Consider the following 23,287-nt stretch of genomic DNA (forward strand, 5'->3'; position numbering starts at 1 on the left):
TTGGGGGGTAATGGCAGCCGCGTGATCGGCTTCCATCCAGCATCGACTGACGATCCGCCGCCGGCTCCACGTATCGAGCGAGGTGACGTCATGAGTATTTTTAGCCACTTCCAACAACGCTTTGAATCGACACGGCAGGAAGAGCTCTCGCTACAGGAGTATCTCGAGCTCTGCAAAACCGACCGCAGCGCATACGCTTCCGCCGCAGAACGTCTGCTGATGGCCATCGGTGAGCCTGAGTTGTTCGACACGTCGACCAACTCCAGGCTGTCCAGAATCTTCTCCAACAAGGTCATTCGGCGCTATCCCGCGTTCGAAGAATTCCACGGCATGGAAGACTGCATCGAGCAAATCGTCTCGTACTTCCGCCACGCCGCCCAGGGCCTCGAAGAGAAGAAACAGATCCTCTACCTGCTCGGCCCGGTTGGCGGCGGCAAGTCGTCCCTGGCTGAAAAACTCAAATCGCTGGTTGAAAAAGTACCGTTCTACGCCATCAAAGGGTCGCCGGTTTTCGAATCCCCTTTGGGCCTTTTCAAACCCACCGAAGACGGGACGATCCTCGAAGAGGACTACGGCATCCCGCGGCGGTACCTGAACACCATCATGTCGCCATGGGCGACCAAACGACTGGCCGAGTTTGGCGGCGACATCAGTCAGTTCAAAGTGGTGAAGCTCTACCCTTCCATCCTCAACCAGATTGCCGTTGCCAAAACCGAGCCCGGTGACGAGAACAACCAGGACATTTCGGCGCTGGTGGGTAAGGTCGATATCCGCAAGCTCGAGGAATACCCACAGAACGATGCCGACGCTTACAGCTATTCGGGCGCGCTGTGCCGGGCCAACCAGGGCCTGATGGAATTTGTGGAGATGTTCAAGGCGCCGATCAAGGTGCTCCACCCGCTGCTGACCGCCACACAGGAAGGTAACTACAACAGTACCGAAGGCCTCGGCGCGATTCCGTTCACCGGTATTTTGCTGGCCCACTCCAACGAATCGGAATGGCACAGCTTCCGCAACAACAAGAACAACGAAGCCTTCATCGACCGGATTTACATCGTGAAGGTGCCGTACTGCCTGCGGGTCAGTGACGAGATCAAGATTTACGACAAATTGCTGTTCAACAGCTCGCTGGCCAAAGCCCATTGCGCGCCGGACACCCTGAAAATGCTCGCGCAGTTCACCGTGTTGTCGCGGCTCAAAGAGCCGGACAACTCCAACATCTATTCGAAGATGAGGGTCTACGACGGCGAGAACCTCAAGGACACCGACCCGAAAGCCAAGTCGATTCAGGAATACCGCGACAGCGCGGGTGTTGACGAAGGTATGAACGGCCTTTCTACGCGGTTTGCGTTCAAGATCCTGTCGAAGGTCTTCAACTTCGATCCTCACGAAATCGCCGCCAACCCGGTTCACTTGCTCTACGTGCTGGAACAGCAGATCGAGCAGGAGCAGTTCCAGGCCGAAACCCGCGAGCGGTATCTGCGCTTCATCAAGGAGTACCTGGCACCGCGCTACATCGAATTCATTGGCAAGGAAATCCAGACTGCGTACCTCGAGTCTTACAGCGAATACGGCCAGAACATTTTTGACCGCTACGTGCTGTATGCGGACTTCTGGATTCAGGATCAGGAATATCGCGACCCGGAGACCGGCGAGATCCTCAATCGCGTGGCGTTGAATGAAGAACTGGAGAAGATCGAAAAACCGGCGGGTATCAGCAATCCGAAAGACTTCCGCAACGAGATCGTCAACTTCGTGCTGCGCGCCCGCGCCAACAACAACGGCAAGAACCCGACCTGGCTGAGCTACGAGAAGCTGCGGGTGGTGATCGAGAAGAAAATGTTCTCGAACACCGAAGACCTGCTGCCGGTCATCAGCTTCAACGCGAAGGCCAGCAAAGAGGATCAGCAGAAGCACAACGACTTTGTCACACGAATGGTCGAGCGGGGCTACACCGATAAACAGGTAAGGCTTCTTTCCGAATGGTACCTACGGGTCCGGAAATCGCAGTAAGGCAGCTGCAAGCGTCAAGCTACGAGCTGCAGGAAGAAAGCGCGTCAAATCTGCTACCCGGATAACCGCTTCTACTTGCAGCTTGCGGCTCACCACTTGAAGCTCCCCGGAGGAGCCTATGAGCTATGTGATCGACCGACGTCTCAATGGCAAGAACAAGAGCACGGTAAATCGGCAGCGCTTTCTTCGCCGTTACCGTGACCATATCAAGAAGGCAGTTGAAGAAGCCGTAAGCCGGCGCTCCATTACTGACATGGAGCACGGCGAACAGATCAGTATTCCGGGGCGGGATATCGACGAACCGGTCCTGCACCATGGTCGCGGCGGCAAACAAACGGTGGTTCATCCGGGTAACAAAGAGTTCACCACCGGTGAGCACATCGCACGGCCCCAGGGAGGCGGCGGTGGCAAAGGGCCTGGCAAAGCGGGCAATTCCGGCGAAGGCATGGATGAGTTCGTGTTCCAGATCACCCAGGAAGAGTTTCTCGAATTCATGTTCGAGGACCTGGAGCTACCCAACCTGGTCAAGCGCAACCTGAGCGGCACTGACACGTTCAAGACCGTCCGCGCGGGCATCAGCAACGAAGGCAATCCGTCACGCCTCAACATCATCCGTACCTTGCGCTCGGCACATGCGCGGCGTATCGCCCTGTCCGGAAGCAGCCGGGCCAAGCTGCGGCAGGTGCAGGCTGAACTCGAACGCCTGAGGATCGAGGAGCCGGATAACTTCGGTGATATTCAGGAGCTGGAAATCGAGGCCGCGAAACTTCAGGCGAGGATTCGTCGCGTCCCGTACCTGGACACCTTCGACCTCAAATACAACCTGCTGGTCAAACAGCCAAACCCCAGCTCCAAAGCCGTGATGTTCTGTCTGATGGACGTTTCCGGGTCTATGACCCAAGCGACCAAGGACATCGCCAAGCGCTTCTTCATCCTGCTGTACCTGTTCCTCAAGCGTAACTACGACAAGATCGAAGTCGTCTTCATCCGCCACCACACCAGCGCGCGGGAAGTCGACGAAGAGGAGTTTTTCTATTCACGGGAAACCGGCGGCACCATCGTTTCCAGCGCATTGAAGCTGATGCAGGAAATCATGGCCGAGCGCTACCCCACCAACGAATGGAATATCTACGCAGCACAAGCCTCGGACGGCGACAACTGGAACGATGACTCGCCTATCTGCCGCGACATCCTGATCAAACAGATCATGCCGTTCGTGCAGTACTACACCTACGTCGAAATCACCCCGCGCGAACATCAGGCGCTGTGGTTCGAATACGAGCGTATCGGCGAAGCCTTCGCCGATACGTTCGCCCAGCAGCAGCTGGTCTCTGCCGGTGATATCTATCCGGTGTTCCGTGAACTCTTCCAGCGCAGGTTATTGACATGACCGCTAGAGAGCAGAAGCGCCAACCCCTCTCCACGGGTTCAGAGTGGACGTTCGAACTGATCCAGGCCTACGACCGGGAAATCAGCCGTATTGCCGAACGTTATGCGCTGGACACTTACCCCAACCAGATCGAGGTGATCACCGCTGAGCAAATGATGGACGCCTACGCGTCTGTTGGCATGCCGCTGGGTTATCACCATTGGTCCTACGGCAAGCACTTCCTCAGCACGGAGAAATCCTACTCGCGCGGACAAATGGGTCTGGCGTACGAAATCGTCATCAACTCCGACCCGTGCATCGCCTATCTGATGGAAGAGAACACCATCTGCATGCAGGCGCTGGTCGTAGCCCACGCCTGCTACGGGCATAACAGTTTTTTCAAAGGCAACTACCTGTTCCGGACCTGGACCGACGCCAGCTCGATCATCGATTACCTCGTGTTCGCCAAGCAGTACATCATGCAGTGCGAAGAGCGCCACGGAATCGATGCGGTCGAGGACCTGCTCGATTCCTGCCATGCGCTGATGAACTACGGCGTTGATCGCTACAAACGGCCGTACCCGATTTCGGCGGAAGAAGAACGCCGCCGCATGAAGGATAGGGAGGAGCACCTGCAGAAGCAGATCAACGACCTGTGGCGCACGATTCCAAAAAGTGCGAGCAAGAACGACAAGGAGGATTTCTCACGCTTCCCCGCTGAACCTCAGGAAAACATCCTCTACTTCATCGAGAAACACGCGCCGTTGCTGGAGCCCTGGCAGCGTGAGGTGGTGCGCATCGTGCGCAAGATCGCTCAGTATTTCTACCCGCAGCGTCAGACCCAGGTGATGAACGAGGGCTGGGCCACGTTCTGGCACTACACGCTGATGAATGATCTGTACGACGAGGGGCTGGTGACCGACGGCTTCATGCTGGAATTCCTGACCTCCCACACCAGCGTTGTCTACCAGCCAGGCTTCGACAGTCCGTACTACAGCGGTATCAATCCCTACACGCTGGGGTTTGCCATGTACCAGGACATCCGGCGGATGTGCGAGCACCCGACTGAAGAGGACCGCCACTGGTTTCCTGATCTGGCGGGCACCGACTGGCTCACGGCGGTGAAGTTTGCGATGAGCAGCTTCAAGGACGAGAGCTTCATCCTGCAGTACCTGTCGCCCAAGGTGATCCGTGACCTGAAGCTGTTCAGCATCCTCGACGATGATCAGAAGGACGATCTCCTCGTGCCCGCCATCCACGATGAAACCGGCTACAAGGTGATTCGTGAAACCCTCGCCGCGCAATACAACCTCGGCAACCGCGAACCCAACGTGCAGATCTACAGCATTGACCGGCGCGGCGACCGCTCTCTGACCCTGCGCCATCAACAGCACGACCGCAAACCTCTCGGCGACTCCACGGACGAAGTGCTGAAACACCTGCATCGGCTGTGGGGTTTTGACATCCATCTGGAAACGCTGCAGGGCGACCAAGTTATGAAAGTCCACCACGTGCCGCCGAGAAGCGAACACGCTGACAGTGAATATCCCCGGCTGGACCTGGCGGTCGTCCACTTATAAACCATGAGCGTTTCCAGCCTCCGCGATCGCGACTTAAGGTTTATCCTGTCGCCCTCACGGAGGCTTTTTTATGCAGATTTATAAAGTCGGCGGCGCAGTACGCGATCGCCTGCTTGGCAAACCGGTCACTGACATCGACTGGGTAGTAGTGGGTGCGTCGACAGAGGAGATGCTGGTCAAGGGCTACCGCCCGGTGGGAACGGATTTTCCGGTCTTCTTGCATCCGCTGACCGGTGAGGAATACGCGTTGGCCCGCACCGAGCGCAAGACCGGCAAAGGCTACGGCGGCTTTGTTTTTCACGCGCACCCGGACGTCACGCTGGAGCAAGATCTGATCCGCCGTGACCTGACCATCAATGCTATTGCCGAAGACAAGAACGGCCAGCTGACTGATCCCTATCATGGCCAGCAAGACCTCGAAGCCCGAGTATTGCGTCACGTTTCCCCCGCGTTCGCCGAAGATCCCCTGCGTGTCCTGCGCGTGGCACGCTTCGCCGCGCGCTATGCCCCCGACGGTTTCACCATCGCCCCGGAAACCCTCGAACTGATGCGCCAACTGAGCGATTTGGGTGAACTGGAAGCGCTGACAGCGGAACGCAGCTGGAAGGAAATTTCCCGTGCACTGATGGAAAAAGAGCCTCAGGTGTTCATTGAGGTCCTGCGCGAATGTGGCGCCCTGAAAGTGCTGATGCCAGAGGTCGACGCGCTGTTTGGCGTGCCTCAACCGGAAGCCCATCACCCGGAAATCGACACCGGTGTGCACGTCCTCAGCGTGTTGCATCAGGCTGCCATGCACCGCCAGCCGCTAAGCGTGCGTTGGGCGTGCCTGCTGCATGACCTGGGCAAGGGACTCACGCCGCAAGAGGAATGGCCGCGCCATATCGCCCATGAGCACAAAGGACTCAAAGCGATCAAGGCGGTGAACCAGCGCTTCAAGGTGCCAAGGGATTGCCAGGAACTGGCACTGCTGGTGGGCGAATATCACACCCACGGTCATCGCGCGCTGGAATTGAAGCCGTCGACATTGCTGGACCTGCTGCAGAGCTTTGACGTGTATCGCCGACCGCAACGCTTCGAGGAATTCATTGCCGCCTGCGAAATGGACGCCCGAGGCCGCAAGGGGTTTGAGGAGCGCACGTATCCGCAAGCCGAATATCTGCGCGGCGCTGCCGAAGCGGCGCGGCAAGTGGCGGTACAGCCGCTGCTGGAGAAAGGTTTTCAGGGCCAGCAATTAGGCGAAGCACTCAAGCGAGAGCGACTGGATACGCTGAAGGTATACAAGGCGTCGTATCAGCTTTAAGCCGCCGGGTAGCTGCGGCTGAGGCAGGGCTGCCAGTCGGACGCCTGTTACACCGCAGCCAGCAGGATGGCCGGGGTGAGTGGCTCGCCGCGCCATTCGAAGGCAACCGGCCAGAGCTTCTGATCGATGTCCGCTTCAGCCCACAGTTGGGCAAACGACAGGCCAGCCTCGGGATGCAGGCGCTGCGGCGCGATCAGCGACAACGGCCATAGCACGAACGCGTTTTTGAGGATTTCGGCCCGGGGCAGAATCAGACCGTCGAAATTGCCGACCTGCTCGTCATACAGCAGGACGTCGATGTCCAGCGGGAGACCCTTGCGATCCGGCGCATAACGTCCGTTATCAGCCTCGATGAATTTGAGCCGACGGTCCAGCTCAGTCAGCGCCAGATCCGTCAGCGCGGAAACCACCAGATTGAAAAACGGCCCGCTCTTGATCCCCACTGGATGACTTTCGAACACCGGCGAGCAGGTCATGTCAGTGAGAAAGCCGGCAAGGGCGTCGAGGCCGGCGCACAGGTGGCGCTCCCGCTCGATATTGCTGCCCAGTCCCAGAAAAATCCGTGTCAGCGACATCCGCGCTCGATCTCCACCCCAACGCCCTTCGCCGCTGGCACGGCTCCCGGCTTGGTCAATTTGAGGTGCAGCCAGGGAATATGGAACTCGCCCATGAGCACTTCGGCCAGGCGCTCGGCGAAGGTTTCGACCAGCTGAAATTGAGAGGCTTCGGCGAATGCCTGAACCCGCGCGGACACACTGGCGTAATCGAGCGCCTTGCTCAGGTCGTCCCCTGCGGCTGCAGGCCGATTGTCCCAGGCAAAACTCAGGTCCAGACGCAGGCACTGGCGAATGCCACGCTCCCAGTCGTAGGCGCCGATGACGGTATCGACCTCCAGACCTTCAATGAAAACTCTGTCCAAGCCTATCTCTCCGCTGCACGACAAGGGCGCGATGCGCCGTTAGAATCAAGGCATCCTCGCCCGGAATGGTTAGCATGTTTTGGTTACTGGCGGTCCTCGCCTACCTGCTCGGCTCACTGTCCTTCGCCATCCTGATCAGCCGCATAACGGGTCGCCCGGACCCGCGCGCCAGTGGATCGGGCAACGCCGGCGCCACCAACATGCTGCGTCTCGCCGGCAAGAAACTCGCCGTGCTGACCCTGATTGGCGACGTCTGTAAAGGCATGATCCCGGTGCTGATCGCCAGAGGTCTGGACCTCGACCCACGCCTGCAAGCCTGGATCGGCCTGTGCGCAGTGCTGGGGCATCTGTTCCCGCTGTACTTCCGTTTTCGTGGCGGCAAAGGCGTGGCCACCGCCGCCGGTATGTTGCTGGCCTTGTATCCGCCAGCCGCCTTGCTCGCGATCGGCGCGTGGCTGCTGACGTTCTACCTCACTCGCACCAGCTCATTGGCGTCGTTGATCGCCACGCCGCTGACGCTGCCGCTGCTCGCATGGCAGGAGCCCCACGCGTTACTGCCGATGAGCGTGTTGACGCTGCTCATCGTCTGGCGCCATCGGGGCAATCTACGCGACCTGTTTGCCGGACGTGAACGGCATTTCTAACGCGACACCCTTTCAAATCCGCAACCGAGCGCTTGCACCGCTTTGCCATCAAAGACCGGGCAACTGCTCCATCGGCCACCGCGCCTGGACTGTAATGCTCAGACTTTCCCTCTGCCCTGCCTGCAAACGCTGACAGCCGGCAAACGCAATCATCGCGCCGTTGTCGGTGCAGAACTCAGGCCGCGCGTAGTAAACATTCCCACCCAGGCCATCGAGCATCTGCTCCAGCGACAGGCGCAGCGCCTTGTTCGCGCTCACGCCGCCGGCGATGACCAGCCGTTTGAGCCCGGTCTGCTTCAGCGCGCGTTTGCACTTGATGGTCAAAGTGTCCACCACCGCCTGCTGGAAGGCCAGCGAGATGTCGCAACGGGTTTGCTCGCTGTCGTCCCCGGCGCTTTGGCACTGCTGCCACGTGTTCAGCGAGAAGGTTTTCAAGCCGCTGAAGCTGAAATCCAGCCCGGGGCGGTCCGTCATCGGACGCGGAAAGACGAAACGCCCGGCCACACCGGATTGCGCCAGACGGGAAATCTCCGGACCGCCAGGGTAATTCAGGCCCATCATCTTCGCGGTTTTGTCGAATGCTTCGCCCGCAGCGTCGTCCAGGGTCTCGCCCAGCAGCTCGTAGAGACCAATGCCATCGACGCGAACCAACTGCGTATGGCCGCCGGAAACCAACAAAGCGACGAACGGAAACTCAGGCGGATTTTCCTCCAGCATCGGTGCCAGCAAATGCCCTTCCATATGGTGAACACCCAGTGCCGGGATGTCCCACGCAAACGCCAGAGCCTGTGCGCACGAAGCCCCCACCAGCAGGGCCCCGACAAGTCCCGGGCCAGCGGTATAAGCGATAGCATCGATCTCGGTCACGGCGCAGTCGGCCTCGGCCAACACCTGACGAATCAAGGGCAGCATGCGTTTTACGTGGTCGCGCGAGGCAAGCTCCGGGACCACACCACCATAGACCCGGTGCAGGTCGATCTGGCTGAATAATGCATCGGCAAGCAGCCCGCGTTCGCTGTCGTACAGCGCGACACCGGTCTCATCGCAGGAAGTTTCCATTCCCAGTACTAGCATGGGGTACGCCTTGTGGAGGCTGAATTCGAAGGCGCGCATAATAGTCGCCGCTCATGCCTGCGACCAGTGCTTTTCGATCAGAGGCTTTGCATTCCGCGAAGCAAGGGGTTAACATCCGCAACCCTTAAAAACCGACGTACTTAGTGCAAGCGTTGCAGTAAGCGTTGACCCCGGTAATGAATGAAGGTAGCTCTGGATGCCAGCCGTCAAAGTTAAAGAGAACGAACCCTTCGACGTAGCTCTGCGTCGTTTCAAGCGCTCCTGCGAAAAAGCCGGTGTTCTGGCTGAAGTTCGTAGCCGCGAATTTTACGAGAAGCCGACTTCTGAGCGTAAGCGTAAAGCAGCTGCTGCTGTTAAGCGTCACGCCAAGAAAGTACAGCGCGAACAGCGCCGCGCCGTTCGTCTGTATTAATACAGACGTCTGACGCAAGCTTCTGCCTTGCCCGGCCTTCAAAGCCGGGCTGTCGGCAGTTGCAGTTATAGCCTCAAGCAACACCGATCAAGCAACACAAGACAGAGGCTGTTGACGCCGCAGATGCGACCGAGACAAACCCCGTCGATTTCTTCCAGCCTGATTCAGGCCGCGTTGACCCGTCTACACTGACCAAGCAACCGTCGTTACGGTTTGGATTCGCCACAATCTTTCTGGCGGGGCGCCTGATGATGAGAACGCCATGGCCGGACTGATTCCCCAAGGTTTTATTGACGACCTTCTGAACCGCACCGACATCGTCGATGTTGTCAGCTCACGCGTTCAATTAAAAAAGACCGGCAAGAACTTCAGCGCCTGCTGTCCTTTCCATAAAGAGAAGACACCGTCGTTCAGCGTCAGCCCGGACAAACAGTTCTATTACTGCTTCGGCTGTGGCGCGGGTGGCAATGCCCTCGGCTTCATCATGGACCACGACAACCTGGATTTCCCCCAGGCCGTCGAAGACCTGGCCAAAGCGGCCGGGATGGAAGTCCCCCGCGAACAAGGTGTAAAAGGGCAAAAGCCCCGGCAGCCTACCGATTCGCCGCTCTACCCCCTATTATCAGCCGCCGCCGATTTTTACCGGGCTGCGCTGAAGAGCCATCCAACGCGAAAATCTGCGGTGGAATACCTGAAAGGCCGAGGCCTGTCAGGCGAGATTGCCCGCGACTTCGGACTGGGCTTCGCCCCTCCTGGCTGGGACAACCTCTACAGGCACTTAAGCAGCGACACCCTTCAACAGAAGGCGATGATCGATGCTGGCCTGCTGATCGAAAACGCCGAAACGGGCAAACGCTACGACCGCTTTCGCGATCGGGTGATGTTCCCCATTCGCGACAGTCGCGGCCGTGTGATCGCATTTGGCGGGCGCGTATTGGGCGACGACAAGCCCAAATACCTGAACTCTCCTGAAACCCCGGTGTTTCATAAGGGTCAGGAGTTGTACGGTTTATTCGAAGCTCGCAAATTTAACCGTAACCTGGACGAGATTATCGTCGTCGAAGGCTACATGGACGTTATTGCGCTGGCCCAGCAAGGCTTGCGCAATGCCGTTGCGACGCTGGGTACGGCGACCAGTGAAGAGCATTTGAAGCGTCTGTTTCGTGTGGTACCGAACGTGTTGTTCTGCTTCGACGGTGACCAGGCTGGCCGAAACGCCGCCTGGCGCGCACTGGAAGCCACGATTCCCGGCTTGCAGGACGGCCGGCGCGCGAGGTTTCTGTTTCTGCCCGAAGGGGAAGATCCCGACACCCTGGTGCGGGCAGAAGGCACAGACGCGTTCAAGGCGAGAATCAACCAGCACGCACAACCGTTGGCTGACTACTTTTTCGAGCAACTGACCAAGGAGGCCGATCCGCGCTCCCTGGAAGGCAAGGCACACATGGTGACGCTGGCCGCGCCACTGATCGAAAAAGTGCCGGGCGCAAATTTGCGTGAGCTGATGCGTCGACGCCTGAAAGAGATCACCGGGCTGGACACAGCGGCGGTCAACCAACTGATGCAGTCCGCTCCGACGGAGGCTCAGCCCAGCTACGATCCGGGCTTTGATTACGAGGCCGTGCCGGATTACGGCGATTACCAGCAGCACGATTACCAGGCGCAGCAGGAATGGACACCGAGCGCGCCGGGCGGTCAGCAGAAGAAATGGGACAAGAAGCCGTGGGACAAGGGCAAGAAATGGGACAAGAACGGCAAGCGTCCCGATTTCGAACCTCGCGGGCCACGCACACCGGCGACGGTCGAGCCACCGGCACTGACAGCACTCAGAACGTTGTTGCATCACCCTGAACTGTCAGCACAGGTCGCCAATGCCAGTACGTTCGCCGATGAAGAGAATGTTTATTCACAGCTTCTGGTGGCCCTGATCGACGCCACACAGAAAAACCCGAAGCTGCGCACGATGCAGTTGATTGCCCGCTGGCATGGCACCGATCAAGGACGATTGCTGCGTCAACTGGCGGAAAAGGAATGGCTGATCTCGGCCGATAACCTTGAACAACAGTTTTTCGACACTATAACTAGCTTGTCTGCCCGCCAACGCGAGCGACATCTGGAGCAATTGATCAGGAAGGAACGGCAGTCAGGTCTGAGCGCAGAAGAAAAAGTTCAGCTGCTCAACCTGTTAAATCGCAAAGTTCCTGCACAAACCCCGACCTCAACTGGCGTGTGAGGTCATAGCTCGGGTATAATCCCCGGCTTGTTTTTTGCCCGCCAAGACCTTCAGTGGATAGGGTGTTATGTCCGGAAAAGCGCAACAGCAGTCTCGTATCAAAGAGTTGATCACCCTGGGTCGTGAGCAGAAGTATCTGACTTACGCAGAGGTCAACGACCACCTGCCTGAGGATATTTCAGATCCAGAGCAGGTGGAAGACATCATCCGCATGATCAACGACATGGGGATCCCCGTACACGAGAGTGCTCCGGATGCGGACGCCCTTATGTTGGCCGACGCCGATACCGACGAGGCAGCCGCTGAAGAAGCCGCTGCTGCGTTGGCTGCGGTTGAGACCGACATCGGTCGCACGACTGACCCCGTGCGCATGTACATGCGTGAAATGGGTACCGTCGAGCTTCTGACACGCGAAGGCGAAATCGAAATCGCCAAGCGTATCGAAGAAGGCATCCGTGAAGTGATGGGCGCCATCGCGCACTTCCCTGGCACGGTTGAGCACATTCTCTCCGAGTACACCCGCGTTACTACCGAAGGCGGTCGCCTGTCCGACGTGTTGAGCGGATATATCGATCCGGACGACGGCATTGCGCCGCCCGCCGAAGTCCCGCCGCCCGTTGACCCCAAGGCCGAGAAGGTCGAAGGGGCTGACGACGAGGAAGACGACGCTTCCGATGACGAAGAGGACGAGGTCGAAAGTGGCCCGGACCCAGTCATCGCCGCCCAGCGCTTCGGTGCCGTTTCAGACCAGATGGCAATTGCCCTCAAGGCGCTGAAAAAGCACGGCCGCGGCAGCAAGCAGGCCAACGCTGAACTGCTGGCCCTGGCCGAGCTGTTCATGCCGATCAAGCTGGTTCCGAAGCAGTTTGAAGGTCTGGTCGAGCGTGTTCGCGGTGCTCTTGAGCGTCTGCGTGCACAAGAGCGCGCCATCATGCAGCTGTGCGTTCGTGATGCACGCATGCCTCGTGCCGATTTCCTGCGCCAGTTCCCGGGCAATGAAGTTGACCAGAGCTGGACCGATGGCCTGGCAAAAGGCAAAAGCAAATACGCTGAAGCCATTGGTCGTCTTCAAGCCGACATTCAACGTTGCCAGCAGAAGCTGACCGCGCTGGAAGAAGAAACCGGTTTGACCATCCTGGAAATCAAGGACATCAACCGTCGGATGTCGATCGGTGAGGCCAAGGCCCGCCGCGCGAAGAAAGAAATGGTTGAAGCCAACCTGCGTCTGGTGATTTCGATCGCCAAGAAGTACACCAACCGTGGCCTGCAATTCCTCGATCTGATCCAGGAAGGCAACATCGGTCTGATGAAGGCGGTGGACAAGTTCGAATACCGTCGTGGTTACAAGTTCTCGACGTATGCCACCTGGTGGATTCGTCAGGCGATCACTCGCTCGATCGCTGACCAGGCACGCACCATCCGTATTCCGGTGCACATGATCGAGACGATCAACAAGCTCAACCGCATTTCCAGGCAGATGTTGCAGGAAATGGGTCGCGAACCGACGCCGGAAGAGCTGGGCGAACGCATGGAAATGCCTGAGGACAAGATCCGCAAGGTATTGAAGATCGCTAAAGAGCCGATCTCCATGGAAACCCCGATCGGTGATGACGAAGACTCGCACCTGGGTGACTTCATCGAAGACTCGACCATGCAGTCGCCAATCGATGTCGCCACGGTAGAGAGCTTGAAAGAAGCGACGCGCGAAGTGCTGTCGGGCCTTACTGCCCGTGAAGCCAAGGTCCTGCGTATGCGTTTCGGTATCGACATGAACACCGACCACACCCTTGAGGAAGTCGGTAAGCAGTTCGATGTCACACGTGAACGTATCCGCCAGATCGAAGCCAAGGCGCTGCGCAAGCTGCGTCACCCGACGCGAAGCGAACACCTGCGTTCGTTCCTCGACGAGTAAGCAACGCGTTATAACAAAACCCCCGGCATTGCTGGGGGTTTTGCGTTTAAGGAATAAATTTCCGGCAGAGTGCCACTGTTGTCCATCCCTACTACACTCGACTGATTCTCATCAATGAATCACCGAGGCTGCCATGATGTGGATGCCGGCCATTGCTCTCCTGTGCGTGCTCGCCCCCGCTGCCCTCACCGCACAAACATTGCCTGGCGAGGGTGGTAATGGGCAAGTGATGCATCAGGAGTGGCTGCTCGGCGAGGAGACCGAATCCGGGAATGCAGCCGGGATAAGCCGCCATCTTCCCACTGACTTGATCAGCGACCGATTCGCTGGCGTCGATCAAAGTCGCCAATCCGAACAATTCGATGGACTGGACGATCCGCCCTCCTCATTGCAGGCCGCCACTCACTCCAGTGAACGCAGCAAGCTCTGGCACGAGTTTCTGCTCATCGGTGTTCCCGGATTGCTGTTCCTGACGACGGTGTTGGCCATCGTGGTGAGGATCAACCGTCGTCTCAGTTCGGAAATCTCCCGCCGAATCGCCCTGGAACAGGAGCTGCGCAGCAGCGAGTATCACTATCGCGGGATGATAGAGAGCCTTTCGGCCATCGCGTGGGAAGCCAACACCCACGATTACTCCTACAACTACGTCTCGCCCCACGCGCAAGATTTGTTGGGGTATCCGCTGCACCAGTGGCGAAGGCCCGGGTTCTGGCAGAGCATCGTTCATCCGGAAGACATCGACTACACACAGGCCTACTGCGACCGTGAGATGGCGGAAGGCAATGATCACAGCGTCGATTATCGAGTCCTGACCGCCGACGGGAGGGTGGTCTGGATCCGAGACATCGTGAGCATGATCGGCTATGGCCGAGAGCGGGTGATGCGCGGGCTGATGATCGACATCAGCGAAGCCAAGCAAACCGAAGAGGCCTTGCGCCTCTCGGAAGGGAAGTTCGCGTCGGTGTTCGCGCAATGCCCTGACATGCTGGTCATCGCGCGTCTTTCCGACGGCTGTTTCCTGGAGGCCAATCCGGCATTCGCGGAGCAGATCGGCATCAGCCCGGCCGACGTTGTCGGACGCGTGCCTTCCGAGCTGAACATCTGGGGTATTCCCGACATTGGCCACAGCCTGCTGCAACGCCTTCAGAAGGGCAGCATCCGCAATCTGGAAATGCCGTTTCGACGCAGTGATGGCCGCCTGTTCACCGGGCTTCTGTCAGCCGAGCCCTTTGATCTGGACTCTACTGCTGCGGTGGTTCTGGTGGTGAGGGATATCACGCCGCTCAAGGAGGCCCAGCAACAACTGCAAATGTCCGAAGAGAAATTTGCCAAAGCGTTCCACTCCTCCCCCGACGGCCTGTTGATCACACGACAAAACGACGGGCTGCTGGTGGAGGTGAATGACGGTTTCAGTCGTATCACCGGCTATCACAGTTCGCTGTCGCTGGATCGCACCACCCTTGACCTGGGCATCTGGGTAGACCTGAACGAGCGACAGCAGTTGCTTGAGCAATTGAGCCGCGACGGCTTCGTGAAAGACTTCACCAGCCACATTCGTCGCAGGGATGGTCAGATCCGCCTGTGCGAGATTTCTGCGCGACCGCTCCCGATTGCCGGTGAGGACTGCATGCTCACCATCGCGCGCGACATCACCGACCGCCACCAGATGCAGGAAAAGCTGCAACTGGCGGCGACAGTATTTGAGAGCACTGCGGAAGGCGTATTAATCACCGACACCCGACAGCGGATCAATGCAGTCAACCGCGCCTTCAGCGAGATCACTGGCTACAGCGAACTGGAAGCGCTCGGTAACACGCCGAGCTTGTTGGCGTCCGGACTCCACGACAGCGCGTTCTACGCCGCCATGTGGTACCAACTGACGGCCGAGGGTCACTGGCAGGGCGAGATCAGCAACCGGCGCAAAAATGGCGAGATCTACCCAAGCTGGCTGACCATCAGTGCCGTGCGCAATCGCGATAAATCCATCACCCATTTCGTCGCGGTGTTCGCTGATATTTCCAGCCTGAAGCAGGCCCAGGCTCGGCTGGATTATCAAGCGCATCACGACCCGCTGACCGGCCTGCCAAACAGGACGCTGTTCGAAAGCCGACTGCACGCCGCGCTGATTCACTCAAGAGCGGCTTGCAGCCTCGGCGCGGTGTTGTTTCTGGATTTGGACCGCTTCAAGCACATTAACGACAGCCTCGGCCACCCGGTTGGCGATCTGCTGCTGAAAAGCATTGCGGTGCGCCTGAAGGAGAATCTGCGCGACATCGACACCGTCGCACGGCTCGGCGGGGACGAATTCATCATCCTGTTGCCTGGCCTGCAAAACCCCAGCGACGCCGAAGCCGTTGCGACCAAGCTACTCAACAGTTTTTCAGCGCCGTTTCAGGCGGGCGAACACGAGTTCTTCATGAGCACCAGCATCGGCAGCGCGCTGTTTCCCACAGACGGCGCGGACGTCGCCACGCTGATCAAAAATGCTGACGCGGCGATGTATCGCTCCAAGGCCAAGGGGCGCAACCGCGTCGAGCACTACACGCGCGATCTGACCGCTCAGGCCAGCGAGCGGATTGCCCTGGAGCACGCGCTGCGGCGCGCCATTGAGCGTAATGAGTTCACCCTGTCTTACCAGCCCAAGATCAGCTTGCTGACACACAGGCTGGTCGGCGCCGAAGCACTGATACGCTGGTTCCATCCCACGTTTGGCGATGTCCCACCCGAGCGATTCATCCCGCTGGCAGAAGAAAACGGCATGATCCTGCAAATCGGCGAATGGGTGCTCGGCACGGCCTGCCAGCAGTTGCACGAGTGGAACCAGCGCTACGAGGTGTTCGGCCCTTTGTCGGTAAACCTTGCCGGTGCGCAGCTGCGTCAGCCCAACCTGCTCAACAGGATCGAGCGCCTGCTGCTCCAGCACCAGTTACAGCCCGGGTGCCTGCAACTGGAGATCACCGAGAACTTCATCATGTCGCAGACCGAGGAAGCGCTTTCAGTGCTGCACCGCCTTAAGAAACTCGGCGTGCAACTGGCGATCGACGACTTCGGCACCGGCTACTCCTCGCTCAGTTACCTCAAGCGCCTGCCGCTGGACATCCTCAAGATCGACCAATCATTTGTGCGCGGTTTGCCTGACGATCCCCATGATGCTGCCATTGTCCGCGCGATCATTGCGCTTGGACGCAGCATGCAACTGACGGTCATCGCAGAAGGCGTCGAGACGCTTGAGCAACAGCAATTCCTGGCCGACGAAGGCTGTGAACAGATCCAGGGCTACCTCGTCAGCCTGCCCCTGCGCGCGGAGGAATTCTGTGCGACATTCCTTCGTACAACCGTTTCAGACGTTTCGGATAGCACAGCGCGTAAACCGTCGTTATAATCCGCGGCCTACTGAGGGCCTATAGCTCAGTTGGTTAGAGCAGGGGACTCATAATCCCTTGGTCCACGGTTCGAGTCCGTGTGGGCCCACCAAATAATAAAGCCGCGCATTGCGCGGCTTTTTTCGTTCTGGCGCTGTACCCACCGCCGGCCTCATCACACCCTCAATCAATCACCACATGCGGCAAAAACCGGCTGCTGTCCTTGGTGATCAAGCTATCGTCTTCACGAATCCCAATCCCCGAAGCCGTATCCCCCACCACCCACGATCCGATCAGCGTGTAGCTGTCGCCAAAACGAGGCAACGGCGCGAACGCCTGCAGGATGTAGGGCGCATCGTTGTAGGAGCCGTCTTCGAAAATGACCTGGTCGGTCGGGGTGCGGATTTCGATGTTGGCGCCTTCGCGGGAAAAGTACGGCTTGCGCACCCAGCCCTTCGGCACCGCAGATTGAGGGTGCTTATCGACAAAGGACGGCAGCAGATTGGGATGGCCTTCGTTGAATTCCCAAAGCAACGGCAGGATGCCTTTGTTCGAAATGATCGCCTTCCAGGCCGGTTCGATGAACTGAGTGTCGCACTGCGGGATGGCCTGGCCGTGGGGCTCATGGAAGACATGCTCCCAGGCGTGCAGCTTGAAGATGCGTTCTATCCAGCGGCCTTCGAGGTCGACGAATCTGCCTTGGCCGTTCAGGCCGATGTCCTCAATGTCGATGTGGCGGGTTTCGATGCCGACATGTTCAGCCATTTTGCGCAGGAATTCGGTCGTTCCTCGGTCTTCGATCGAGCCTGACATGCACGAGAAGTAGAAAGGCCCGCCTTCCCTGATCGCCGCAAACGCCCGCACCAGATCCTCCGCCATCGAGTTGAACTGCGAAGCGCGGGCCGGCAATACGCCGCGCTGGATCTGCTCTTCAAGCCAGATGAGCTGAAACGCGCCCGCTTCATACGCCGACGTAGGCGTGTCCATGTTGGCTTCCAACAGCTTGGCCGGGTTGATGCCGTCATAGCTGAAGTCAAAGCGGCCATATAGATGCGGGTGGCCTTCCTTCCACGAGGTGCGGACCAGATCGAAGAACGCCGGCGGAATGGCCAGCCGGGTCAGCAGTTCTTCACTCTCGACAACCTTTTCCACGACGTCCAGGCACATGGCATGAAGCTCCTGGGTCGGCGCTTCGATGTCGCGCGTGATCTGCGCTTCGGTGAACTGGTAGTAAGCCCGCTCATCCCAGTAGCGCTCGCCGTCGATGGTGTGAAAGTTGAACCCTTCACGCTCGGCCGTCTGCCGCCAATCAGGACGTTCCTGGATGCTGATCCTTTTCATGGGTAACGTCCCTGTTATCCGCCGAAGCTTGAGCCGCTGCTTTTGCCGCCCCAACCGCTGCGAGCGGTAGCCTGGCTACCAAAACCGCCACGGGAGACAGACGACGAGACGGAGGAGTTACGACCAAGGGTGCTTTTGCTGTAAGTCCCGGTCGAACTGCTTCGCGCCTGGGTGGAGTTGCCGAAGGTTTTGCCCTGCTCGATCTGGCGCGACAGTGTGGAATACCCGTATCCACCCCGCGAGTCACGCTCCTGATAAATGGGTTGGGCGTAGTAACGACCGCCACCGCCGGTGAATCCGTTGACCATGTTGCTGACGAGCATGCCCATCAGGAACCCGTTCACCCCGGAACCGAAGCCACCACCCCCGCCACCGGACTGGTTAGCCTGTGCCTTCGCTGCGTCGACCTGGGACTTGGGAAGCTCGCCGGAAACCTCCAGCTGGAAACCGCCGAGCTTGGGCGTGAACTTGCCATCGGCATTCTGCTGGCAGTAATCAGGGACGAAATCTGCTTCGCAAGCGGTCTTGTCGTCGTAGGTCGGGGCAATGCGGCGGTGTTCCGCCAGCGCGCTCATGTAGGCGTCCGAGCAGATGTCGACCGGGACTTTCTGATCCACACAGGACTGAACCGACGGGTAGGTCTGCTGCGCGGAAACCTCGACGGTATCGGACTTGCTGCACGCACTGATCGCCAGCGGCAGGGTGCTGGCCAGGACCAGCTTGAGGGAACTACGTCTCATCGATAACTCCTTTCGATAACGGGCGATCAGGTCGACGGCGTCATGCAGGCCGAGTTGAGGAAACCGACACTGATCGAGACGCTGGCGGCGTAGATGGCCGCCGCAAGCTCGCCTCGGGTGATGCGTGCGGACAGATCCTTGAGCACCATGCTGGTGGCGGTGAAGGCCAGCAGCTGTACGACTGCTGCGATGACTGCCCAGATCACCACATCCAGTACGCTGATGCTGTAGGTGATCACGTTGCTGGCAGGCAGGGCAAAACCGATCAGCGCACCGCCGAGGGCGACGGCGGCGGCCACATTGCCCTCACGAATCTGGGCGAATTCCTTGTGCGGCGTCAGACGCGTGTAGGCCATCTGAAACAACGAGAACAATCCGCCGGCCACAATGATGTAGACCACAAAACTCAGCAACGACTGGAAGCTAACGGACATACGAAGCGCTTCAAGCATTTTTTACTTCCTTTTAAATGACGGTGAAATCAGTGGACTGCAGGGTCACGCCGACCGAGGTGGTGAAGGAGACAACGCCCTCCTCGTCTTCCTCGACCGACAGCAACAGAAACTCGCGGCGGTCGACCAGCCCGGTGTCCCGCGCGTACAACATGCTCAGGTGCTTGATGCGGTAGGCACCGTCGGGACTGACGACGTGCTCGTCCATGGGCGTGAGTTCGGTCTGGCCTTGTTCAGTGCCCCACTGACGGCCGTACTCCCAGCCGTCATGTTCGAACACCGGCAGACCGACTTTCGACGAAGGCCCCACCAGACGCTTGAGCTCCGCCTCGCTGTTGATTGTTACGACGCTGCTGTAGCCGAACAGGATGACGTCCTGAACGTCTTCAGCGGCAGGCCCGTTCATCATGACCTGCAGCCAGTAGTCCTCGTCCTCGAAGTAGAAGCGCACCAGACGTACCGATTGGCCGAGGTCGACCTGACCCACTGACCAGACCACTTCTTCGTTGGGGACCACCAGTTCCGAATGGCCGTCGAGCATCAGTTTGAGTGAGTCGTCGAGGTCGAGCATACGACCGGTAGCCAGCCCGAATGGATTAGCCAGGCCCGGATTGCCGAGACCGGCCGGTGGATTGGGCGACTCCAGGCCTAACGCGCGTTTGATCCAGCTCATGTTTCATCTCCTTGAATTCGCGCCGAGGCGATGTAAAAAATTCTGCCAATCACTGCGCCGGACCTCGTTCGACAAGCCGCCATGAGTGCATCAGCCAGGCCGTCACAATACCGGCAAGCGCGCCACACAGGTGTGACTCAATCGATACGCCGGGCACCGGAATGAAGCCAAAAATCAGTCCGCTGTAGCCCAGCAGGGTCACCAGCGCAATCGCGAAACTCGCCAGGCTGCGTTGATACCACGCGCGCGCCAGCAGATACGCCCACAAGCCAAAGACCAGACCGCTGGCGCCCACATGGATGACCGGCCGGCCAACCACCCAGACCATCAGCCCGCCCAGCAAAATGATGAGCAGAACCACACGGACGTAACGTTGAAGCCCCTCGGTCGCGACCAGCCAGCTCAGCACCACAAAAGGGAGCAGATTGCTCAGCAGGTGACGGACAGAGCCATGCAGAAACGGGGAGAAAACGATGCCTTGAAGTCCGGATAACGTTCTGGGTACCAGGCCGTGGAACAGCAGGCTGTTGGCGGTCAGGGAGTTAACCATCTGCACAACGATCATCACAGCGGCAAGGCAGAGTATCGTTCGTAGTCCATTTCCGATATTCATCTGTACACCGCTGAAGCCCAAAAAACTGAAACCGAAAAAAGGCAGACGGAAATCCGGCTGCCTCTGTTTAACGGTGCTTATTGCCCAGCGTTACCGCTCTGGTTTTGCGCTTTCAATCGGGCCAGCACATCGGCCGCGCCGCCTGATTTTGCGCCGATCCCGGCGTCTTGGAGACGACGCTCCAGATCGCCGCCATTGGCAACCTCGGTCAGCTCATCGGCCGCTTCAAGCCTGGCGTCCTGCTCATCCTGACGCTGCTTGATACGTGCCAGCGAACCCACTGCGGTTTCGAGTCGGCCATTGGCACCGCCCGTTGCAGCTGCGGCGTTGATCTGCGCCTTTTGCACGCTGTCGCGGGCCTTGGCCATATCGGTCTGCTGACGCAGGCCTTTGATCTGGCTCTCAGCCTTGATGACCTGTGCGGTCAATTTGGCCACGTGAACACCAAACTGATCTGCAGCAAGTTTCTCTTGATCGCGCAGGGCCGTCAGCTCGGCTACTTTCTCGGCACACTCGAGGGCAAGGGCTTCTTCGCCTTTGTTCATCGCGGCGAGCGCTTTCTGCTCCCAGTTGGCGATGTTCTTGTCGTGCTCTTCGACGCGCTGGAGCGAGAGCTTGTGCTTGGCTTTGATTTGAATCAGCTGGTTGCGCGCCGCCAGCATGGAAGCATCGGCGTCACGGATTTCCTGATCGAGGATTCGCAGTGCCTGAGCATCGACGATGGCTTCACCCACCTCGGAAGCCCCACCACGCAGCGCTGTGACCATTTTTTTCCAAAGGCTCATTGATGTGTCTCCCGATTACTGTGAATCAATGTTTAGAAGATCTTCGTAGGCATCAGCCGCACGAATCACGTTGTCTGCCAGCGTGAGCACTTCGTGGACGATGACCGTCAGCGAAGAGGCAGCGCTCAGGGCGCCGAACATGCTGTAGACGGTTTCGCCGTTTGGCATGGTCTCGATGCCGATCGACGACAGCGGGAAGAGGTCCCGACTGCGCAGCACCGTCTCGTTGAAAGACTTTGGGTCTTTGACCTGAGAGGCGTAGACCAGGACGGAATCAACCAGGATCTGGTCGCCCGCGATGGCAATGATGATGGGCAAGCCGCCGAACTGGTTCATCACCAGGCTCAGACTTGGCTCGGCGCCTTGAATGAGGGTCAGCTTGATGTCGTTGTTCTTCACCACATCCAGTTCGGCGAACGCCGAGTGAAGTGTGTCGATCGTCCAATTGGTATTCTCAGTCATGAATCCCTCCAGTTTGATCCGGTTACCCAAGTAGGGCTGGCGTAGCACTTTTTCGATGTCTCTCAACACTTCCGCGTTTTCTGGAAGTACGTACAGCTCTCGTTTCACGTACCCGGCAGCCGTCAGCCGAGCGCGCATCTCGCGCATGTAATCGGTTGAAGTTTTCCGAGCCATTGAAGTTTTTCCCGAACATCACATGTGATAGCGATGCACCCTACGCGCATGTAAGCCGATGCGCAACGTCTCACATGTGATGATTTTGTGAATAGAACCACGACGGTGGTGACGCGCCGCATTTGCCGGGCTTCGGATATATTCGTCTTCCCCATGGTCAGTAACCCCATGAACTCAGCCTCTCTCCCCTCCTGGCTTCGCCGCGCCCTGCGTCCTCTTCTGGACCCATACCGCCGCTATCGCCATGCCCGCTACATCCATGCCGGCCGCATCGTGGTCGGGTTGCTGGTGTCGATTCTCCTGACGACAGGGATTAATTTGCCTCACGGTGAGTGGGCGTCGGTGACGATGCTGATCGTGATTGGAGGGTTGCAGCACCACGGCAATATCGGCAAAAAGTCGGTGGAGCGGGCGTACGGGACACTGATAGGCGCGGCGCTGGGCCTGGCGATCGTGGCGCAGGAAAGCTATCTGGGCATGCCGCTGCTGACGTACGTAATCATGTCGCTGATCTGCGGCTTCTTTGCGTATCACGCCATCGGCAAAGGGGGTTACACCGCGCTATTGTCGGCGATCACGCTGTTTATCGTGGCGGGTCATGGTGACAACCCGATCACGGACGGGTTGTGGCGGACGGTCGACATCCTGATCGGTATCGCCCTCGCTTTGGCGTTTTCGTTCGCGCTGCCGCTGTACGCCGTGTATTCGTGGCGGTACAACCTGGCGAGTGGCTTGCGTGACTGTGCCCTGGCTTACGACCGTATCGCCAGCGGGCAATCCATGACTGCGGATGAGCACGTGAAGCTGACCGCGCGAATGGGCGCAACGCTGCTGCAGCTGCGCTCACTGATGCCGTCGGTGTCCAAGGAAGTGAAGATTTCGATCGTTGAGCTGGACGCCATCCAGAGCCACTACCGCATGTGCCTGAGCATCCTTGAGATTCTTTCGAACCTGCGCCCGGCGGACACTGGCAGTACAGGGGTGACGGCGGAGCAACGCCGCATTCGACGCATGTTGATCGGCATGGCCCGCGCACTGCAGACCGGCGCGACTGAGCGTTTGCAGCGGCCGACGGAGAGCTTGACCGTCGGGCCTGACGTTCCGACCGCCTCGACCGAGGTGCTCGGTTATCAGCTGATGACCCGCCAGTTCACGCAGAATCTCGAAAGCCTGCAACAGCGTCTGGCGAAAACAGCGCCGGCGTGGAAGATCTGAACCACGCCAGCGTGTGA

General features: G+C 58.7%; 19 protein-coding genes, 1 tRNA gene and 1 pseudogene. 11 read left to right on the forward strand and 10 right to left on the reverse strand.

Translation table 11 applies throughout. The features are described 5' to 3' along the window. The first annotated feature begins 90 nt into the window (after positions 1-90). The 4 genes from EC919_RS16230 (at position 91) to EC919_RS16245 (ending at position 6,262) form a co-directional block, all read left to right on the forward strand. Positions 91-2,013 carry a PrkA family serine protein kinase gene (locus tag EC919_RS16230; RefSeq protein WP_133775466.1) on the forward strand — a complete coding sequence of 641 codons (1,923 nt, stop codon included), beginning with the start codon at positions 91-93 and terminating at the stop codon, positions 2,011-2,013. A gap of 118 nt (positions 2,014-2,131) precedes the next feature. Then, positions 2,132-3,403: a YeaH/YhbH family protein gene (locus EC919_RS16235; protein ID WP_133775467.1), complete on the forward strand. Its 1,272-nt coding sequence runs from the start codon at positions 2,132-2,134 to the stop codon at positions 3,401-3,403. Further along, on the forward strand, positions 3,400-4,962 hold the full coding sequence (locus EC919_RS16240; RefSeq protein WP_133775468.1) for a SpoVR family protein: 1,563 nt from the start codon (positions 3,400-3,402) through the stop codon (positions 4,960-4,962). The genes EC919_RS16235 and EC919_RS16240 overlap by 4 nt, the downstream gene beginning before the upstream one ends. Positions 4,963-5,032: 70 nt before the next feature. After that, positions 5,033-6,262, forward strand: coding sequence for a multifunctional CCA addition/repair protein (locus EC919_RS16245; RefSeq protein ID WP_133775469.1), 1,230 nt, complete (start codon positions 5,033-5,035; stop codon positions 6,260-6,262). A gap of 47 nt (positions 6,263-6,309) precedes the next feature. Here the strand turns inward: EC919_RS16245 and folK are convergent, their stop codons facing one another. Together folK and folB are read right to left on the reverse strand one after the other, a co-directional pair. Next, a complete protein-coding gene (gene folK / locus EC919_RS16250) occupies positions 6,310-6,837 on the reverse strand; it encodes a 2-amino-4-hydroxy-6-hydroxymethyldihydropteridine diphosphokinase (protein ID WP_133775470.1) in 528 nt (175 codons plus the stop codon). After that, positions 6,828-7,181 carry a dihydroneopterin aldolase gene (folB, locus tag EC919_RS16255; protein ID WP_133775471.1) on the reverse strand — a complete coding sequence of 118 codons (354 nt, stop codon included), beginning with the start codon at positions 7,179-7,181 and terminating at the stop codon, positions 6,828-6,830. The genes folK and folB overlap by 10 nt, the downstream gene beginning before the upstream one ends. A gap of 74 nt (positions 7,182-7,255) precedes the next feature. On the opposite strand from folB, the gene plsY reads away from it, so the two are divergent. Then, complete coding sequence (plsY, locus tag EC919_RS16260; RefSeq protein ID WP_074886952.1) at positions 7,256-7,825, forward strand: glycerol-3-phosphate 1-O-acyltransferase PlsY; 570 nt, start codon at positions 7,256-7,258, stop codon at positions 7,823-7,825. 48 nt (positions 7,826-7,873) lie between these two features. Here plsY and tsaD read toward each other — a convergent pair whose 3' ends face one another. Further along, positions 7,874-8,899 (reverse strand): tRNA (adenosine(37)-N6)-threonylcarbamoyltransferase complex transferase subunit TsaD, encoded by a 1,026-nt coding sequence (gene tsaD / locus EC919_RS16265; protein ID WP_108121150.1) that lies wholly within the window; start codon positions 8,897-8,899, stop codon positions 7,874-7,876. Positions 8,900-9,095: 196 nt separating this feature from the next. Here tsaD and rpsU point away from each other — a divergent pair, with 196 nt between their 5' ends. The 5 genes and pseudogenes from rpsU to EC919_RS16290 all read left to right on the forward strand — a co-directional run bounded on the left by rpsU (position 9,096) and on the right by EC919_RS16290 (position 16,927). Beyond that, positions 9,096-9,311, forward strand: a complete 216-nt coding sequence (gene rpsU, locus EC919_RS16270; RefSeq protein ID WP_002551877.1) for a 30S ribosomal protein S21 — start codon at positions 9,096-9,098, stop codon at positions 9,309-9,311. Between the two features lie 262 nt (positions 9,312-9,573). Continuing rightward, complete coding sequence (gene dnaG / locus EC919_RS16275; protein ID WP_133775472.1) at positions 9,574-11,541, forward strand: DNA primase; 1,968 nt, start codon at positions 9,574-9,576, stop codon at positions 11,539-11,541. Between the two features lie 67 nt (positions 11,542-11,608). Beyond that, on the forward strand, positions 11,609-13,453 hold the full coding sequence (gene rpoD, locus EC919_RS16280) for an RNA polymerase sigma factor RpoD (RefSeq protein ID WP_133775473.1): 1,845 nt from the start codon (positions 11,609-11,611) through the stop codon (positions 13,451-13,453). A gap of 445 nt (positions 13,454-13,898) precedes the next feature. After that, positions 13,899-16,835: pseudogene (locus EC919_RS16285) on the forward strand (sensor domain-containing protein); the annotation flags it as partial. 15 nt (positions 16,836-16,850) lie between these two features. Then, positions 16,851-16,927: transfer RNA gene (locus tag EC919_RS16290), tRNA-Ile, on the forward strand. A 71-nt stretch (positions 16,928-16,998) separates the two neighbouring features. Here EC919_RS16290 and EC919_RS16295 read toward each other — a convergent pair. The 7 genes from EC919_RS16295 to EC919_RS16325 form a co-directional block, all read right to left on the reverse strand. Next, positions 16,999-18,156, reverse strand: coding sequence for a glutathionylspermidine synthase family protein (locus tag EC919_RS16295; protein ID WP_133775474.1), 1,158 nt, complete (start codon positions 18,154-18,156; stop codon positions 16,999-17,001). A 14-nt stretch (positions 18,157-18,170) separates the two neighbouring features. Further along, positions 18,171-18,896, reverse strand: a complete 726-nt coding sequence (locus tag EC919_RS16300) for a DUF1190 domain-containing protein (RefSeq protein WP_133775475.1) — start codon at positions 18,894-18,896, stop codon at positions 18,171-18,173. 26 nt (positions 18,897-18,922) lie between these two features. Continuing rightward, a complete protein-coding gene (locus EC919_RS16305; RefSeq protein WP_074886933.1) occupies positions 18,923-19,348 on the reverse strand; it encodes a DUF350 domain-containing protein in 426 nt (141 codons plus the stop codon). A 13-nt stretch (positions 19,349-19,361) separates the two neighbouring features. Then, the gene (locus EC919_RS16310; RefSeq protein WP_133775476.1) at positions 19,362-20,021 is read right to left on the reverse strand and encodes a DUF2491 family protein; all 660 of its coding nucleotides are present in this window, start codon (positions 20,019-20,021) and stop codon (positions 19,362-19,364) included. Positions 20,022-20,070: 49 nt separating this feature from the next. Then, positions 20,071-20,634, reverse strand: coding sequence for a rhomboid family intramembrane serine protease (locus EC919_RS16315; protein ID WP_133775709.1), 564 nt, complete (start codon positions 20,632-20,634; stop codon positions 20,071-20,073). A 77-nt stretch (positions 20,635-20,711) separates the two neighbouring features. Further along, a complete protein-coding gene (locus tag EC919_RS16320; RefSeq protein ID WP_133775477.1) occupies positions 20,712-21,419 on the reverse strand; it encodes a PspA/IM30 family protein in 708 nt (235 codons plus the stop codon). 15 nt (positions 21,420-21,434) lie between these two features. Beyond that, positions 21,435-22,055: a YjfI family protein gene (locus EC919_RS16325; RefSeq protein ID WP_133775478.1), complete on the reverse strand. Its 621-nt coding sequence runs from the start codon at positions 22,053-22,055 to the stop codon at positions 21,435-21,437. Between the two features lie 168 nt (positions 22,056-22,223). Here EC919_RS16325 and EC919_RS16330 point away from each other — a divergent pair, with 168 nt between their 5' ends. Beyond that, on the forward strand, positions 22,224-23,270 hold the full coding sequence (locus EC919_RS16330; protein ID WP_133775479.1) for an FUSC family protein: 1,047 nt from the start codon (positions 22,224-22,226) through the stop codon (positions 23,268-23,270). The last annotated feature ends 17 nt before the right edge of the window (positions 23,271-23,287 follow it).

It is taken from the genome of Pseudomonas graminis (assembly GCF_004364335.1).
Taxonomy (GTDB): domain Bacteria; phylum Pseudomonadota; class Gammaproteobacteria; order Pseudomonadales; family Pseudomonadaceae; genus Aquipseudomonas; species Aquipseudomonas graminis_D.

Bases quoted from the DNA above. Each gene is read 5' to 3' on its own strand.
- EC919_RS16230 (WP_133775466.1), top strand. From the start codon at position 91: ATGAGTATTTTTAGCCACTTCCAACAACGCTTTGAATCGACACGGCAG.
- EC919_RS16235 (WP_133775467.1), top strand. From the start codon at position 2,132: ATGAGCTATGTGATCGACCGACGTCTCAATGGCAAGAACAAGAGCACG.
- EC919_RS16240 (WP_133775468.1), top strand. From the start codon at position 3,400: ATGACCGCTAGAGAGCAGAAGCGCCAACCCCTCTCCACGGGTTCAGAG.
- EC919_RS16245 (WP_133775469.1), top strand. From the start codon at position 5,033: ATGCAGATTTATAAAGTCGGCGGCGCAGTACGCGATCGCCTGCTTGGC.
- folK (WP_133775470.1), bottom strand. From the start codon at position 6,837: ATGTCGCTGACACGGATTTTTCTGGGACTGGGCAGCAATATCGAGCGG.
- plsY (WP_074886952.1), top strand. From the start codon at position 7,256: ATGTTTTGGTTACTGGCGGTCCTCGCCTACCTGCTCGGCTCACTGTCC.
- tsaD (WP_108121150.1), bottom strand. From the start codon at position 8,899: ATGCTAGTACTGGGAATGGAAACTTCCTGCGATGAGACCGGTGTCGCG.
- rpsU (WP_002551877.1), top strand. From the start codon at position 9,096: ATGCCAGCCGTCAAAGTTAAAGAGAACGAACCCTTCGACGTAGCTCTG.
- dnaG (WP_133775472.1), top strand. From the start codon at position 9,574: ATGGCCGGACTGATTCCCCAAGGTTTTATTGACGACCTTCTGAACCGC.
- rpoD (WP_133775473.1), top strand. From the start codon at position 11,609: ATGTCCGGAAAAGCGCAACAGCAGTCTCGTATCAAAGAGTTGATCACC.
- EC919_RS16295 (WP_133775474.1), bottom strand. From the start codon at position 18,156: ATGAAAAGGATCAGCATCCAGGAACGTCCTGATTGGCGGCAGACGGCC.
- EC919_RS16300 (WP_133775475.1), bottom strand. From the start codon at position 18,896: ATGAGACGTAGTTCCCTCAAGCTGGTCCTGGCCAGCACCCTGCCGCTG.
- EC919_RS16305 (WP_074886933.1), bottom strand. From the start codon at position 19,348: ATGCTTGAAGCGCTTCGTATGTCCGTTAGCTTCCAGTCGTTGCTGAGT.
- EC919_RS16310 (WP_133775476.1), bottom strand. From the start codon at position 20,021: ATGAGCTGGATCAAACGCGCGTTAGGCCTGGAGTCGCCCAATCCACCG.
- EC919_RS16315 (WP_133775709.1), bottom strand. From the start codon at position 20,634: ATGAATATCGGAAATGGACTACGAACGATACTCTGCCTTGCCGCTGTG.
- EC919_RS16320 (WP_133775477.1), bottom strand. From the start codon at position 21,419: ATGAGCCTTTGGAAAAAAATGGTCACAGCGCTGCGTGGTGGGGCTTCC.
- EC919_RS16325 (WP_133775478.1), bottom strand. From the start codon at position 22,055: ATGGCTCGGAAAACTTCAACCGATTACATGCGCGAGATGCGCGCTCGG.
- EC919_RS16330 (WP_133775479.1), top strand. From the start codon at position 22,224: ATGAACTCAGCCTCTCTCCCCTCCTGGCTTCGCCGCGCCCTGCGTCCT.